This window comes from Micromonospora sp. WMMA1998, from assembly GCF_027497375.1.
GTDB lineage: Bacteria > Actinomycetota > Actinomycetes > Mycobacteriales > Micromonosporaceae > Micromonospora > Micromonospora sediminicola.
Genome location: NZ_CP114911.1, coordinates 2,015,273 through 2,029,745 on the forward strand (window position 1 = coordinate 2,015,273; position 14,473 = coordinate 2,029,745).

Here is a 14,473-nt window from a genome sequence, read left to right on the forward strand (position 1 = left end):
GCTATGCCAGCCGCTCCATGCGGTTCCAGCCGGACCAGCCGCGCTCGCGCATCAGCTCCACCAGACGCCGCACGCGCGGATCGGATTCGACGGCGAGCGCATCCAGGAGATCGTGGGGCATGTCGTCGTAGTCGGCGTGGACCTCGCCGCCGGTGTCGGCCTGCTCGGCCAGGCAGGCCATGATGTCGGCGGCCTCCTCCAACCGCGGATCGCCGGCACCGTCACCGTCACCGTCGAAGACCTCCGACAGGGTCCGGTAGAGCCGGACGACGTGCGGGTCGTCGAGCTGCGCGATCTTGTAGGGGATGAATTCCCGGACCCGATCGGGCCAGCGGGCCGCGAGCAGGATCCACCCGTCCCGCTCGCCGTTCACCACCCGCTCCGACACTCCGATCTCCCGCAGCCGGTCGAGGTAGGTGGTCACCTCCGCCGGGACGGCCAGCGCGTCCCCGGCGGCGAGCTGGGCGATCTGCCGACGGCTGGTTTCGAGCCGTTCGATCTGGTCGCGAAGACGGCTGTCGATCCGGTGGATCCCTTCGGTGAATGCCGACTCGTCGGCGTCGAGCAGCCGGCTGATCTCCGACAGGGGCACCCCGGCATTGGCGAGCGTGCGAATCCTGATCAGCGACACCACCGCCGTCGGGCCGTACCGCCGGTAGCCGGAGGCGTCCCGTTCCGGCTCGGGCAGCAGCCCGACCTGGTGGTAGTGCCGCACCGCCCGCACCGTGACGCCGGCGTACGCCGCGAGTTGCCCGATCGTCAACATCCTCTGATCCTGCCCTCGACGTGCCCGGCCCCGTCGCCTCGACTCAGGAGGTCCGCCGACGGTAGGAGATGGTGGCGAAGACGAAGGCCACGACCAGGAGGCCGACGCACCAGGCGAGGGCGGTCCAGATGCCGGCGCCTACCGGCCGTTGGTCGAACAGGGCCCGGATCGTGTCGACGATGGAGGTCACCGGCTGGTTCTCGGCGAACGCGCGGACCGGGCCGGGCATGGTGTCGGTCGGCACGAACGCCGAGCTGACGAACGGCAGGAGGATCAGCGGGTAGGAGAACGCGCTCGCACCGTCCGCGGACTTCGCGGCCAGGCCGGGGAGCACGGCGAGCCAGGTCAGCGCCAGGGTGAACAGGGCCAGGATGCCGGCGACCGCGAGCCACCCCGGCACCCCCGCCCCCGTGCGGAAACCCATCACCAGGGCGACGAGGACGACCACCGTGATCGAGACCAGGTTCGCGACCAGCGAGGTCAGGACGTGCGCCCACAGGATGGCGGACCGTGCGATCGGCATGGACCGGAACCGGTCCACGAGACCACCCCGCAGGTCGAGGAAGATCCGGAACGCGGTGTACGAGATGCCCGACGCGATCGTGATGAGCAGGATGCCGGGCAGCAGATAGTTCACGTACGAGTCGGTGCCGGTGTCGATCGCGCCGCCGAAGACGTAGACGAACAGCAGCATGAAGGCGATCGGCATGATCGCGGTCGTGATGATCGTGTCCGGGCTGCGGGCGACGTGGCGCAGCGACCGTCCCAGGAGAACGGCGGTGTCACCGAGCAGGTGCCTGTTCATCGCTGTGCCCCCTGGGCGTCGGCACCGACCAGGGCGAGGAAGACGTCCTCGAGGGTCGGCTGCTTCTCGACGTACTGGACCTCGGTGGGTGGGAGGAGCCGCTTGAGCTCGGGCACGGTGCCCTCGACGATGATCCGGCCCTCGTGGAGGATCGCGACCCGGTCGGCGAGGTGCTCGGCCTCGTCGAGGTACTGCGTGGTGAGCAGCACCGTGGTCCCCCGCGCCGCCAGGTCCTTGACCGCCTGCCACACCTCGATGCGCGCCTCGGGGTCCAGCCCGGTCGTCGGCTCGTCGAGGAAGATGACCGGTGGATCCCCGATGAGACTCATCGCGATGTCCAGACGACGGCGCATCCCACCGGAGTACGTCGCCACCCTGCGAGCGCCCGCCTCGGTCAGCGCGAAACGCCGCAGCAGGTCGTCCGCGATCGCGCCGGGGTCCCTGAGGTGTCGCAGCCGGGCGACCAGGACCAGGTTCTCCCGCCCGGTGAGGATCTCGTCGACCGCGGCGAACTGCCCGGTGAGACTGATGGACTCCCGTACGTCGGCGGCCCGCGTCCCGACGTCGAAGCCGTTGACGCGGGCGGTCCCCGCGTCGGCCCGCAGCAGCGTGGCGAGGATCCTCACCACCGTGGTCTTGCCCGCCCCGTTCGAGCCGAGCAGCGCGAAGATGCTGCCCGGGGCCACGTCGAAGTCCACGCCGCGCAACACCGTGACGCGCGTGAACGATTTCTCCAGCCCTCGCACGTGTATCGCGGGCCGTTGTTCCACCTGACTGCTCATGACGGTCAGCATCGGGGGTTGACGCAGCGTCAGGGTCAAGCCCGGCAGCGGAGGTCTTCGGTCGGTGGGCCGGCTGCCCTAGTTGGCGGTGGCGGGCGGCATGCTCTCCTGGGCGACGTAGGTGCCCATCGGCACCGTGGTCACCACCGGCTCGGGCTGCTCCGGCTCGGCGTAGGGCGCCGGCGAGTCGGCGACCGCGAACTGGGTGCGGTAGAGCTCGGCGTAGAGACCGCCGACCGCCACCAGCTCGTCGTGCCGGCCGCGCTCGACGATGCGCCCCTCATCCAGGACCAGGATCTGGTCGGCGTCGCGCACGGTGGAGAGCCGGTGCGCGATCACCAGCGCGGTGCGCCCGGTCAGCGCCACCGACAGGGCCCGCTGCACCGCCGCCTCGCTCTCCGAGTCGAGGTGCGCGGTGGCCTCGTCGAGGATCACGATCGACGGGGCCTTCAGCAGCAGGCGGGCGATCGCGATGCGCTGCTTCTCGCCGCCGGAGAAGCGGTAGCCGCGCTCGCCGACGGTGGTGTCGAGCCCGTCGGGCAGCGCGCGCACCAGGTCCGCGACCTGCGCGCCGGCAAGGGCCGCCCAGATCTCGTCGTCGGTGGCGTCGGGCTTGGCGTAGCGCAGGTTCTCCCGGATCGTCTCGTGGAACAGGTGCGAATCCTGCGTCACCACACCGATCTCGTCGCGCAGCGAGGCGAGCGTCGCATCGCGCACGTCGACGCCGCCGACCAGCACCTGGCCGTCGGTGACGTCGTAGATCCGGGAGATCAGCATGGACAGCGTCGACTTGCCGGCGCCGGACGGGCCGACCAGGGCCACCATCTGCCCGGGCTCGACGGCGAACGAGACGCCCTTGAGCACCGGCTCGTTGACCGTGCGGTCGAGCGTGGTGACCTCCTCCAGCGAGGCCAGTGACACCTCGGCGGCGGTCGGGTAGCGGAAGCGCACGTCACGGAACTCGACCCGGCCGTTACGCGGCGGGACCGGCACCGCGTCCGGCTTCTCCTCGATGCCCGGGCGCAGGTCGAGCACCTCGAAGACGCGGTCGAAGGAGACCAACGCGCTCATCACGTCGACCCGGACGTTGGACAACGCGGTGAGCGGACCGTAGAGACGGGTGAGCAGCAGGGCCAGCTTGACGACGGTGCCCGCGCTGACCGCGCCGGCGACCGCGAGCCAGCCGCCCACACCGTAGGTCAGCGCCTGCGCCAGCGAGGCCACCAGCAGCATCGCCACGAAGAACGTGCGCGAGTACATCGCGGACTGGATGCCGATGTCGCGGACCCGTTCGGCCCGGCGGGCGAACCGGTCGGCCTCCACCTCCGGCGCGCCGAACAGCTTGACCAGCAGGGCGCCCGCGACACCGAACCGCTCGGTCATGGTGGCGTTCATCTTGGCGTCGAGGTTGTAGGACTCCCGGGTGATCTCGGCCAGCCGCCGGCCGACCCGGCGGGCCGGAATGATGAAGATCGGCAGCAGCACCAGCGCCAACACGGTGATCTGCCAGGACAGCACGAGCATCGCCCCGGCCGTGAGCACGAGTTGGATGACGTTGCTGACCACCCCGGACAGCGTCGAGGTGAACGCCCGCTGGGCGCCTAGCACGTCGTTGTTGAGCCGGCTGACCAGCGCCCCGGTCTGGGTGCGGGTGAAGAACTGCAACGGCATCCGTTGGACGTGGTCGTAGACCCGGGTGCGCAGGTCGAGGATGATGCCCTCGCCAATGCGGGCGGAATACCACCGCTGGGCCAGGGAGAAGAGCGCGTCGGCCACGGCCAGCACGGCGATGATCAGGGCGAGCCGGACGACGGTGGACTGGGCGGCCGGGCCGCCGCCGGCGATCGCGTCGATGACGTCACCGGCGAGCAGCGGGGTGGCCACGCCGATCACGGCGGCCACGATCACGGTGAGCAGGAAGACGACGATGTCGCGCCGGTAGGGCCCGGCGAAGGCGACGATCCGCCGGGCGGTGCCGCGCTTGAGCTGGTGGGCGGAGACCTCGTCGCGGTTGCGCAGCGACCGGAGCATGCTCCAGCCGCCCATGCCGCCGCCGGCCATGTGGTTGGACATCCGTCACCTCCGGGTCGTCGGGCAGCATGAACCGTCGGGTTCAATTCTCCCGACGCCTGTGACAACCTCGCGAGTAACCCGGATCTTCCCGAACGGTCCTTACTATTCGCCCCGTCCGGCCAGGTCCCGGATCCGCCGCGTCTGCGCCTCCCGCTCGGCCCGCTGCTGCTCGGCGTGCGAGCGTCCGACCGCGCCGGCGAGCAACGCCTTGATCTCCACGATCGCGTCCCGGTTGTTGGCCAGCAGCCCGGCCGACAGGTCGCGGACGGCGGCGTCCAGCTCGTCGTCGGGCACCACCAGGGTGGCCAGGCCGATCCGGTCCGCCTCGGCGGCGTCCATCCGGCGGCCGGTGGCGCAGATCTCCAGCGCCCGGGAATAGCCGACCAGCTCGACCAGGCGGCGGGTGCCGGCCAGGTCGGGGACCAGACCGAGGGTGACCTCGGCCATGGACAGCTTGGCGTCGGCGGCGAGCACGCGCAGGTCGCAGGCGAGGGCGAGCTGGAAGCCCGCGCCGATGGCGTGGCCCTGCACGGCGGCGATCGAGATGACGTCCGGCCGGTGCAGCCAGGTGAAGCCGCCCTGGTACTCGGCGATCCGGTCGGCGCACTCCGCCTCGGACAGCGTGGCCAGCTCGGCGAAGGAACCGGGCCCGGTGGCGCCGGCGACCGCCAGGTCCAGGCCCGCGGAGAACGCCCGGCCCTCCCCGCGTACGACGACGACGCGGACGTCGCCGGGCAGGTCCCGGGAGAAGTCGCTCATCGCGCGCCACATCGCCGGGGTCTGGGCGTTGAGAACGTCGGGCCGGCACAACGTCACCGTCGCGACCGGCCCGTCGCAGTCGAGTCGCACTCCGGTCGTCTCGGCGGTCACCGGACCACCCGGAGCGCGGCGCTGATGGACGACGCTGGGGGGCGGGTCACGCCTTCTTGCGGCGCCGGGCGCCGCCGCGCTGCCGCAGCTGCACCCCGGACTCGGTGAGCACCCGGTGGATGAACCCGTAGGAACGGCCGGTCGAGGCCGCCAGAGCACGGATGCTCTCTCCGCCGGTGTACCGCTTTACCAGGTCTTTGGCGAGCGTCTGACGCTCGGCCCCGACGATCCGGCGACCCTTCTCAGTGCTGGTGGCTGTGCCGGTGGCTGCCATGCTGATTCCTCACGTCCCAGACTGTGCGGTTCGGATACGGTCCCACCTATTAGACCGCCTCGGACGATCATGCGCCAGATATCAACTATTCGCCAACCGACACGCTACGCAATGTCAGCTTCCCGATAGAGTGATCCTTCCGACCGGCTGATCCGTACCGACCCCGACGACCTCGTCGCGGAACGGGCGGTGGTGGGGATCAGGCCAGCTCGACCAGTTCCAGGAGGTCGTCGGACCAGGCGTCCTCGTCTCCGTCGGGCAGCAGGATGGCGCGGTCCGGCTTGAGCGCGCTGACCGCGCCCGGGTCGTGGGTGACCAGCACGATCGCGCCCGGGTAGCGGGCGATGGCGTCGAGCACCTGCTCACGACTGACCGGGTCGAGGTTGTTCGTCGGCTCGTCGAGCAGCAGCACGTTGGCGCCCGAGCAGACCAGCGTGGCCAGCGCCAGCCGGGTCTTCTCCCCGCCGGAGAGGACACCCGCCGGCTTGTCCACGTCCTCGCCGGAGAACAGGAACGCGCCGAGAATCTTGCGCAGGTCGGTGTCGGTCTGGTCCGAGGCCGCGCTGCGCATGTGCTCCAGGATCGTCCGGTCCACGTCCAGCGTCTCGTGCTCCTGGGCGTAGTAGCCCAGCCGCAGCCCGTGCCCGGGGCGCACCTCGCCGGTGTCCGACTCCAGCAGGCCGCCGAGCATCCGCAGCAGGGTGGTCTTGCCGGCGCCGTTGAGGCCGAGGATGGCCACCCGGGAACCCCGGTCCACCGCCACGTTGACGTCGGTGAAGATCTCCAACGACCCGTACGACTTGGACAGGCCGGTGGCGGTCAGCGGCGTCTTGCCGCACGGCGCCGGGTTGGGGAAGCGCACCTTGGCCACCTTGTCGGCGTGGCGTACCTCTTCCAGCCCGGAGATCAGCTTCTCGGCCCGGCGGGCCATGTTCTGCGCGGCGACCGTCTTGGTGGCCTTGGCCCGCATCTTGTCCGCCTGCGCCATCAGCGCGCCGGCCTTCTTCTCCGCGTTGGCCCGCTCCCGGCGGCGGCGCCGCTCGTCGGTCTCGCGCGCCTCCAGGTACGCCTTCCAGCCGAGGTTGTAGGTGTCGACCACGGACCGGGTGGCGTCCAGGAACCACACCTTGTTGACCACGGACTCCAGCAGCGACCCGTCGTGGGAGATCACGATCAGGCCGCCCTTGTGGTTGGCGAGGAAGCCGCGCAGCCAGGTGATCGAGTCGGCGTCGAGGTGGTTGGTCGGCTCGTCGAGCAGCAGGATGCCGCCGCCGTTCTCGCCGGCGTCGCGGAACAGGATCCGGGCCAGCTCGATGCGGCGGCGCTGACCGCCGGAGAGCGTGCCGATGGTCTGCGCCAGGGCACGGTCGGGCAGGCCGAGGTTGGCGCAGATCCGGGCCGCCTCGGCCTCGGCCGCGTAGCCGCCGAGGGAGGCGAACTGGTCCTCCAGCGCGCCGTAGCGGCGGACCAACCGCTCGTCGTCGGCGCCCTCGGCGAGCTTGTTCTCCAGCTCCTTCATCTGCGCCATGAGGACGTCCAGCCCGCGCGCGGAGAGCACCCGGTCGCGGCCGGTGACGTCGAGGTCACCGGTACGGGGGTCCTGCGGCAGGTAGCCGATGGCGCTGCGCCGGTCGATCTGCCCGGCGTACGGCTGACCCTCCCCCGCGAGCACCTTGAGGGTGGTGGTCTTGCCGGCGCCGTTGCGGCCGACCAGGCCGATCCGGTCGCCCGGCTGCACGCGCAGGGTGGTGTCGGACAGCAGGATCCGGGAACCGGCGCGCAGTTCCAGGCCGGTGGCAGTGATCATTTCGGAGTACTCGCTCTCGGGTCCGGAAGGGCTGACTCAGGGCACGCGAAAGCGCCGGCGGGTAGTGATTTCCCGTCGGCGCGGGGCCGTTCAGCCTTCGCAGCGCAGCACGGCGCCAAGTGTACCGGGCGACCGGCGCCCACTCCGTCGGATTACCGCGCAAGATCATCGGGTACCGAATCCGCCGTCCGGACCCGGTCCGGTACCGCAACCACCACACACGGACACATCGGTGATCGGGGTCAACATGGAGCTGAATGAGAACGCGCGGGTCGACACCAGTCAGGTGGACGACCGGCGAGGGTCCGGCGGCGGAGGCGGCGGGATGGGCATCCCGATCCCCGGCGGCGGCGGCCGGGGCGGGATCGTGGGCATCATCATCGCCGTGCTGGTCGCCCTGGTGGGCGGCGGCTTCGGCCTGAACGCCGCCACCAACGGCGGCGGCTCCGAGCAGGGCGACAACACCTCGCTGGAGCAGAAGTGCTCGGCCGAGGACGCGCTGAAGCAGCTCGACTGCCGCAACACGCTGTACGTCAACTCGATCCAGGCCTACTGGCGCACCGCCATGCCGGAGGTCTTCGGCGAGCAGTACCAGCCGTCCAAGACGGTGTTCTTCAGCCAGAACGTCAGCACCGGCTGCGGCGCCGCCGACTCCGGGGTGGGCCCGTTCTACTGCCCCGCCGACGACCTGGTCTACATCGACCTCACGTTCTACCGGCTGCTCGCCGACCAGCTCGGCGCCGAGGGTGAGTTCGCCCAGCCGTACGTGCTGGCCCACGAGTACGGCCACCACGTGCAGGACCTGCTCGGCACCGAGGCGCAGATGCGCCGCCAGCAGCAGCGCGACCCGCAGAACGCCAACGCGCTCTCGGTCAAGCTGGAGCTGCAGGCCGACTGCTACGCCGGCGCCTGGGCGAAGAACGCCACCGGCACCGCCGACGAGGGCGGCCAGAAGATCTTCAAGAGCATCACCGACCAGGACATCCAGCAGGCGATCGACACCGCCGAGAAGATCGGCGACGACGCCATCCAGCAGCGTTCGGGCCGGCCGGTGAACCCGGACGAGTTCACCCACGGCTCCTCGGAGCAGCGCAAGCAGTGGTTCACCAAGGGCTTCACCACCGGCGACCCGAAGTCCTGCGACACCTTCGGCTCCAGCCAGTGACCCCGGACGCCTGACCGGCGCCACGCCCGGGCCGCCGGCCCGCACCGCTGACCTCGACAGCGGGCGGGCCGGCGGCCCGACTCGTACCCCCGACCGGTCAGGCCGGCACTGTCACCTGCGCCGGGGTGGAGCGCTCGACGGTGGTCCCGTCGCCCAACTGCCCGCCGCTGTTGTCGCCCCAGCACCACAGGCCGCCGTCGGTACGGATCCCGCACGCGTGGTCGGCCACCGCGAGGCCGCCGGTCCAGGTGGTGGCGTCACCGACGCGGGTCGGCGCGGACCGGTGGGTGGTGGTGCCGTCGCCCACCTGGCCGGTCGTGTTCTTGCCCCAGCACCACAGGCTGCCGTCGGCGCGGGACGCGCACGTCGCGTCGCCGCTCGCCGCGACCGTGCTCCAGGTGGTGGTCGTGCCGACCTGGACCGGCGCGGTCTGGAAGGTGCCGCTCACGCCCAGCTGCCCGTACCCGTTCTCGCCCCAGCACCACAGCGCGCCGGACCGGATGCCACAGGTGTGTGCGTACCCGGCGGTGACGCCGGTCCAGGTGGTCGCGGTGCCGACCTGCGCGGGCGTCGTCTGGGAGCCCAGGAAGCCGAGGCCGAGCTGCCCGTCCGAGCTGAGACCCCAGCACCACAGCGTGCCGTCGGTGCGGACGGCGCAGGTGTGCCCGAAGCCGGTCGAGACGTTCGCCCAGGTGGTCGCGGTGCCGACCTGCAGCGGGGTGTTCGCGACCCACGGCGAGGTGCCGACGCCCAGCTGCGAGGTCCGGTTGAAGCCCCAGCACCAGAGCGTGCCGTCGGTCCGCACGGCGCAGGTGTGCTGCGGGCCGGCGCTGACCCGGGCCCAGGTGGTGGCGGTGCCGACCCGCACCGGCACGCTCCGGCTGGTGGTGGTCCCGTCACCGAGCTGGCCCCGGAAGTTCGAGCCCCAGCACCACAGCGTGCCGTCGGTCCGGATCCCGCAGGTGTGGCCGGAGCCACCGTCGACGGCGGCCCAGGTGGCGGTGTCGACCCGCGCCGGCGTGCTCCGGTTCGTGGTGGTCCCGTCGCCGAGCTGGCCGGCGTAGTTCGAGCCCCAGCACCACAGGCCCTCGTCGGCGCTGATCGCACACGTGTGCGCGCCGCCCGCGGTGACGGCGGTGACCGTCGGCGCGGCCGACGCGGCGGTGCCGGCACCCGCGGCCGCCGGGCCCGCCGTGGACATGACGCCCGCGGCGCACATCGCCGCCACCGCGGCGAGAAGCTGTGTCGCACGGCGGTGCCACCGGGCGATTCGATATCCGCTCATGAAGTTCCTGTCTCCCAACGAGGTCGGTGCCTGACTGGCGGACGTGACGCTGCCCTGGCGGGTCGCCCGGAGACCCGCCACGTCACGACACCGACCCTATGCATCGTCGTCGTTCGATGCACCGTTGGTGACGTCGATTGACCGCACTTGAGGCGATCTTTCCCGTTCAGCGGACCAGGATGTGGACCGCCCGGGCGGCGGAGACGGCCGCGACCAGTACCGCGTGCCGGGGCTCCGGCACGTCGAGCAGCCGCTCCGCCCGCAGCGCCGCGAGCGGCGCCAGCCGCCGGTCGGCCAGCACCGTGTCCACCGCCCGCCGGTCGCCGCCGCAGACCAACGCCGCGAGCGTCCCGGCCGCCGGCAACAGCAGGCGTACGGCGAGATCGGCCGCGTCGCCCAACGCCGCCTTCGCCTGGTTGTCCCGCCGCCGGGCGAACCGCTGCTGGGACCAGCCCCCCGCGGCGGTGCGCCCCTGCACGTAGCGGGTGTCCACCTTGGAGACCACCAGCTCGGTGCCGTCGGCCACCCCGACCGCCACCGCGCCCTTGCGGGCCAGCAGCAACCCGAGCCGGCGGGGCGCGGCGGCCACTCCGGCGAACGCCTCCAAGTCCGGCGCGGGGCGCGCGCCGGGCGGGGTGTGCAGCTCGGCCGTGGCCCCGTCCGGGGCGGTGAGCAGCAGCCCGTACCCCAGGGCGGTGGTGGTGGGCGGGCCGTGCCGCTCGGCGAAGCCCTCGACCCAGCGCACGACGCGGGCCGGGTCGACCTCCACCCACCGGCCGCCTCCGGCTGCGGGTCGGCTGCTCATGGCACCGACCCTACCCAGCGGTGGAACTCAGCCGGCGACGTCCACCGTCGTCCGCGGCCCGTCCTCACCGGTGGCGGTGCGGCAGGCGTACGTGACCGCGGGCGCGTCCGCTGGGAGCAGACCGGGCGGCACCAGGAAGATGCCGTCGGAGACGTCCTCGACGACCGTCCGTCGAGGAGGCTCCCCGACCGCCACGGACGTCGCGCCCGAACAGGCGCTGACCACCACGACGACCCCGAACACGCGGGAGGCCGCCGTCGCCGGCGGGCCGTGGCAGGCGCTGACCGCGCCCGTCTCCGTGCCGTCGGACCGGACCTCGCTGACCCGCCAGCAGCGGGGCGGGCCGGTGCGCAGGGTCACTGTGCGCCCGGTGGGAGCGGACACCGTGGTCACCGGCGCCGACCAGTTCACCGCGGTCTCCCCGGTCGGGACGTCGTCCCGGCCGCGCCCGTCGTCACAGGCCACGAGCAGGCCGGTCACCAGCGCGATCCCCACGGTCAGACCTCGGGTGCTCCCCATCGCACACCTCCTCGCCCTCGACAGGCTAGTCAGCCGGGCAGGAGCGTGGTGACCGCGAGTGCGGCGATCAGGGCGCTGGAGACCAGTCCGGTGAGCAGGCGACCACGCGGCCCGGCCAACGCGCGCCCCACCACCGAGCCGCCGCCGGCGACCAGCAGCTGCCAGCTCGCCGAGGCCAGGAACGCCCCGGTGACGAACAGCGCGGCGGCTGCCGGGTCCGGGTCGGCGGCATCACGGCGGCCCAGCACCAGCGCGGCGAAGTAGAGCACCGTCGCCGGGTTGAGCAGGGTCAGACCGAGCACCGCCGCGTACGCCCGGGTCGGGGTGTGCAGCCCTCGCCCGGCCGGGGCCCTCGCCACCTCCCGCCGCGCGGACCAGGCCCGCCACAGGCCGTGCGCGGCGATGCCGAGCAGCACCAGCGCCGCGACCACCCGCAACGGTCCGGCGACCGGGGCCAGGAACCCGGCCAGCCCGGCGCCGCCGAGCGCGGCGGCCGCGGCGTAGAGCCCGTCGGCGGTGGCCACGGCCAGCGCCGCGGCCGCCCCGACCCGGAACCCGGCGCGGGCGCTCAGGCCGAGGATGAGGATCGCGATCGCGCCTACCGGGATGGCGACGCCGTAGCCGGCGACCAGCCCGGCGAGGAACGCCCCGGTCACGACGGGGGGCGAGGGATCGCGGCGGCCGGCGGCACGGCACGCTGTCGGCGCGCGGCGGTGGCCGCACGGACAGGAGCCTGCTTCGGGTACGCCTCGATCACCCGCTCATCGTGCAACCCGCTCCCCCACCCCGCCACCGGATTTCCCGCCGTGTCCGCCCTGCTCGCGGCCCGGCTTGGAGATCTTGGTAGGAAACGGCCCCTATAAGGGCCGTTTCCTACCAAGATCTACTGCTGTCCTGGCTGGCGGTCGCGGCTTCCCGGATTTCGGTACGTCTGTGCGACGAGGTGACCGGAGCGGGCCGTGCGGGACAGGCCAGGCCGACACGGGACGGGCAGGAGCGAGCCGGCCGGCGGGCAGAGCGCGCAGTGGGGGCGCGAGCAGGGGGAACAACGAGACGGGCGCGTCACGCCGGAAGGGGTGACGCGCCCGGAACCCTGACCCTGGAACGGTCAGACGTTGAAGCCGAGGGAGCGGAGCTGGTCGCGCCCCTCGTCGGTGATCTTGTCCGGGCCCCACGGCGGCAGCCAGACCCAGTTGATCCGGATGTCGTTGACCAGGCCGCCTCCGGGACCGGTGGTCAGCGCCTGCCGGGCCTGGTCCTCGATCACGTCGGTCAGCGGGCAGGCCGCCGAGGTCAGCGTCATGTCCAGCGTAGCGACGTTCTCGTCGTCCACGTGCACGCCGTACACCAGACCCAGGTCGACCACGTTGATGCCCAGCTCGGGGTCGACGACGTCCTTCATCGCCTCCTCGATGTCACCGATGGCGGCCTTGCCGCCGGCCGGCGCCGCCGCGCCCGCGGCCGCGCCGTCGGCAACAGTTCCGTTGACGGCGGTGCCGTCCGTCGCCACCGCGCCGGCCTCGGGGGTCATGTTCTCGTCGCTCATGCCTTCACCTCCGGGCTCACGCCCACCCCGGCGCGTGCCGCGGCGTCCTTGAACGCCATCCACGACAGCAGCGCGCACTTGACCCGGGCCGGGTAGCGCGCGACACCCGCGAACGCCACCCCGTCTCCGAGCACGTCCTCGTCCGGCGTGACCTGGCCCCGCCCGGACATCAACTCGACGAACGCCTCGTGCACCACGGCGGCGTCCTGCGCGGCCCGGCCGCGCAGCAGCTCGTGCAGGATGCTCGCCGAGGCCTGGCTGATCGAGCAGCCCATCCCGTCGTACGAGATGTCGGTGAACACGCTGCCGTCGGTCGCCACCCGCACGGTGATCTCGTCACCGCAGGTCGGGTTGACGTGGTGCGCCTCGCCGACCTGGGCCGCCGGGTCCGCCTCCCGCAGGCCACGGCCGTGCGGATGCTTGTAGTGGTCCAGGATGATCTCCTGGTACAGCGACTCCAACTGCATCACTCGAACACCTTCCGCACCTGCTCCAGACCCGCCACCAGGGCGTCGATCTCCGCCGTGGTGGTGTAGAGGTAGAACGACGCCCGCGTCATCGCCGGCACCCCGAAGCGGGTGCACACCGGCTTGGCGCAGTGGTGCCCCACCCGCACCTGCACACCGAGCGAGTCGAGCACCTGCCCGACGTCGTGCGGGTGCACGTCACCGAGGGCGAAGGAGATCGTCCCGCCCCGGCCGACCGGCACGGTCGGGCCGAAGATCCGCAGCCCCGGCACGGTGGCGAGGGCGTCCAGCGCGTACGCCGTCAGCTCCTTCTCGTGCCACTGGATGGCCGGCATGCCGATGCCGGTGAGGTAGTCCACCGCCGCGCCCAGCGCCACCGCCTCGGCGATCGGCGGAGTGCCCGCCTCGAACCGGGCCGGCGGCGCGGCGAACGTCGAGCCGGCCATCGTCACCGTCTCGATCATCGAGCCGCCGCCCATCACCGGGGGCATCGCGGCGAGCAGCTCACCCCGGCCCCAGAGCACGCCGATGCCGGTCGGACCGCACATCTTGTGCCCGGTGAAGACGATGAAGTCGGCGTCGAAGTCGACCACGTCCATCGGCAGGTGCGGCACCGACTGCGAGCAGTCGAGCAGCAGCAGCGCGCCGACCTCGCGGACCCGCGCGGTGATCCGCGAGGTGGCGTTGACGGTGCCGAGGATGTTCGACATGTGCACCAGCGAGACGATCTTCGTCCGCTCGGTGACCAGGTCGTCCAGGCCGGACTCGTCGAGCCGGCCGTGGTCGGTGACCGGGAACCAGCGCAGCGTCGCGCCGGTGCGCTCCGCGAGCAGCTGCCACGGGACGATGTTCGAGTGGTGCTCCATCTCGGAGATCACGATCTCGTCGCCGGGTCCCAGCCGGAACCGGGGGTCGGCGTCCGCGCGCAGCGAGGCGTTGGAGAAGGCGTACGCCACCAGGTTGATCGCCTCGGTGGAGTTCTTGGTGAACACCACCTCGTCGACGCTGGGGGCGTTGACGAACGCGGCGATCTTCGCCCGCGCGCCCTCGTACGCCTCGGTCGCCTCGGTGCCCAGCGTGTGCACCGAGCGCGACACGTTGGCGTTGTGCCGCGCGTAGTGCTCGGCGAGCACGTCCAGCACCTGCCGCGGCTTGTGCGAGGTGTTCGCGCTGTCCAGGTAGACCAGCGGGTGGCCGTTGACCTCCCGGTCCAGGATCGGGAAGTCGGCCCGCACCTTCGCCACGTCGAAGCGGGGCACGTCGTCGTACTGCGGCATGCCCGCCGGGATCGCGATCGAGGTCATGTCAG

At 72.1% G+C, this 14,473-nt stretch carries 15 protein-coding genes; 1 reads left to right on the forward strand and 14 read right to left on the reverse strand.

Annotated elements, in window-relative coordinates:
- Position 1: 1 nt before the first annotated feature.
- The 7 genes from O7600_RS08700 to O7600_RS08730 all read right to left on the reverse strand — a co-directional run bounded on the left by O7600_RS08700 (position 2) and on the right by O7600_RS08730 (position 7,377).
- Complete coding sequence (locus O7600_RS08700) at positions 2-766, reverse strand: MerR family transcriptional regulator (RefSeq protein WP_281593152.1); 765 nt, start codon at positions 764-766, stop codon at positions 2-4.
- Between the two features lie 43 nt (positions 767-809).
- A complete protein-coding gene (locus O7600_RS08705) occupies positions 810-1,571 on the reverse strand; it encodes an ABC transporter permease (protein WP_281593153.1) in 762 nt (253 codons plus the stop codon).
- Positions 1,568-2,353: an ATP-binding cassette domain-containing protein gene (locus O7600_RS08710; RefSeq protein WP_281593154.1), complete on the reverse strand. Its 786-nt coding sequence runs from the start codon at positions 2,351-2,353 to the stop codon at positions 1,568-1,570. The genes O7600_RS08705 and O7600_RS08710 overlap by 4 nt, the downstream gene beginning before the upstream one ends.
- 78 nt (positions 2,354-2,431) lie before the next feature.
- Positions 2,432-4,414 (reverse strand): ABC transporter ATP-binding protein, encoded by a 1,983-nt coding sequence (locus O7600_RS08715; protein ID WP_281594101.1) that lies wholly within the window; start codon positions 4,412-4,414, stop codon positions 2,432-2,434.
- Positions 4,415-4,528: 114 nt separating this feature from the next.
- On the reverse strand, positions 4,529-5,296 hold the full coding sequence (locus O7600_RS08720; RefSeq protein ID WP_281593155.1) for an enoyl-CoA hydratase/isomerase family protein: 768 nt from the start codon (positions 5,294-5,296) through the stop codon (positions 4,529-4,531).
- A 46-nt stretch (positions 5,297-5,342) separates the two neighbouring features.
- Positions 5,343-5,570: a helix-turn-helix domain-containing protein gene (locus O7600_RS08725; RefSeq protein ID WP_007072022.1), complete on the reverse strand. Its 228-nt coding sequence runs from the start codon at positions 5,568-5,570 to the stop codon at positions 5,343-5,345.
- A 199-nt stretch (positions 5,571-5,769) separates the two neighbouring features.
- The gene (locus O7600_RS08730) at positions 5,770-7,377 is read right to left on the reverse strand and encodes an ABC-F family ATP-binding cassette domain-containing protein (RefSeq protein ID WP_281593156.1); all 1,608 of its coding nucleotides are present in this window, start codon (positions 7,375-7,377) and stop codon (positions 5,770-5,772) included.
- 247 nt (positions 7,378-7,624) lie between these two features.
- On the opposite strand from O7600_RS08730, the gene O7600_RS08735 reads away from it, so the two are divergent.
- Complete coding sequence (locus O7600_RS08735) at positions 7,625-8,542, forward strand: neutral zinc metallopeptidase (RefSeq protein WP_281593157.1); 918 nt, start codon at positions 7,625-7,627, stop codon at positions 8,540-8,542.
- Positions 8,543-8,639: 97 nt separating this feature from the next.
- On the opposite strand, the gene O7600_RS08740 is transcribed toward O7600_RS08735, so the two are convergent.
- The 7 genes from O7600_RS08740 to O7600_RS08770 all read right to left on the reverse strand — a co-directional run bounded on the left by O7600_RS08740 (position 8,640) and on the right by O7600_RS08770 (position 14,468).
- A complete protein-coding gene (locus O7600_RS08740) occupies positions 8,640-9,827 on the reverse strand; it encodes an RCC1 domain-containing protein (protein ID WP_281593158.1) in 1,188 nt (395 codons plus the stop codon).
- 166 nt (positions 9,828-9,993) lie between these two features.
- A complete protein-coding gene (locus tag O7600_RS08745) occupies positions 9,994-10,632 on the reverse strand; it encodes an acVLRF1 family peptidyl-tRNA hydrolase (RefSeq protein WP_281593159.1) in 639 nt (212 codons plus the stop codon).
- Between the two features lie 27 nt (positions 10,633-10,659).
- Positions 10,660-11,151, reverse strand: a complete 492-nt coding sequence (locus O7600_RS08750) for a hypothetical protein (protein ID WP_281593160.1) — start codon at positions 11,149-11,151, stop codon at positions 10,660-10,662.
- A gap of 29 nt (positions 11,152-11,180) precedes the next feature.
- The gene (locus O7600_RS08755) at positions 11,181-11,807 is read right to left on the reverse strand and encodes a LysE family transporter (RefSeq protein WP_281593161.1); all 627 of its coding nucleotides are present in this window, start codon (positions 11,805-11,807) and stop codon (positions 11,181-11,183) included.
- A gap of 452 nt (positions 11,808-12,259) precedes the next feature.
- On the reverse strand, positions 12,260-12,697 hold the full coding sequence (locus O7600_RS08760) for a metal-sulfur cluster assembly factor (RefSeq protein WP_120568934.1): 438 nt from the start codon (positions 12,695-12,697) through the stop codon (positions 12,260-12,262).
- Positions 12,694-13,164, reverse strand: a complete 471-nt coding sequence (sufU, locus tag O7600_RS08765; RefSeq protein WP_091577238.1) for a Fe-S cluster assembly sulfur transfer protein SufU — start codon at positions 13,162-13,164, stop codon at positions 12,694-12,696. The genes O7600_RS08760 and sufU overlap by 4 nt, the downstream gene beginning before the upstream one ends.
- On the reverse strand, positions 13,164-14,468 hold the full coding sequence (locus O7600_RS08770) for a cysteine desulfurase (protein ID WP_281593162.1): 1,305 nt from the start codon (positions 14,466-14,468) through the stop codon (positions 13,164-13,166). The genes sufU and O7600_RS08770 overlap by 1 nt, the downstream gene beginning before the upstream one ends.
- Between the last annotated feature and the right edge of the window lie 5 nt (positions 14,469-14,473).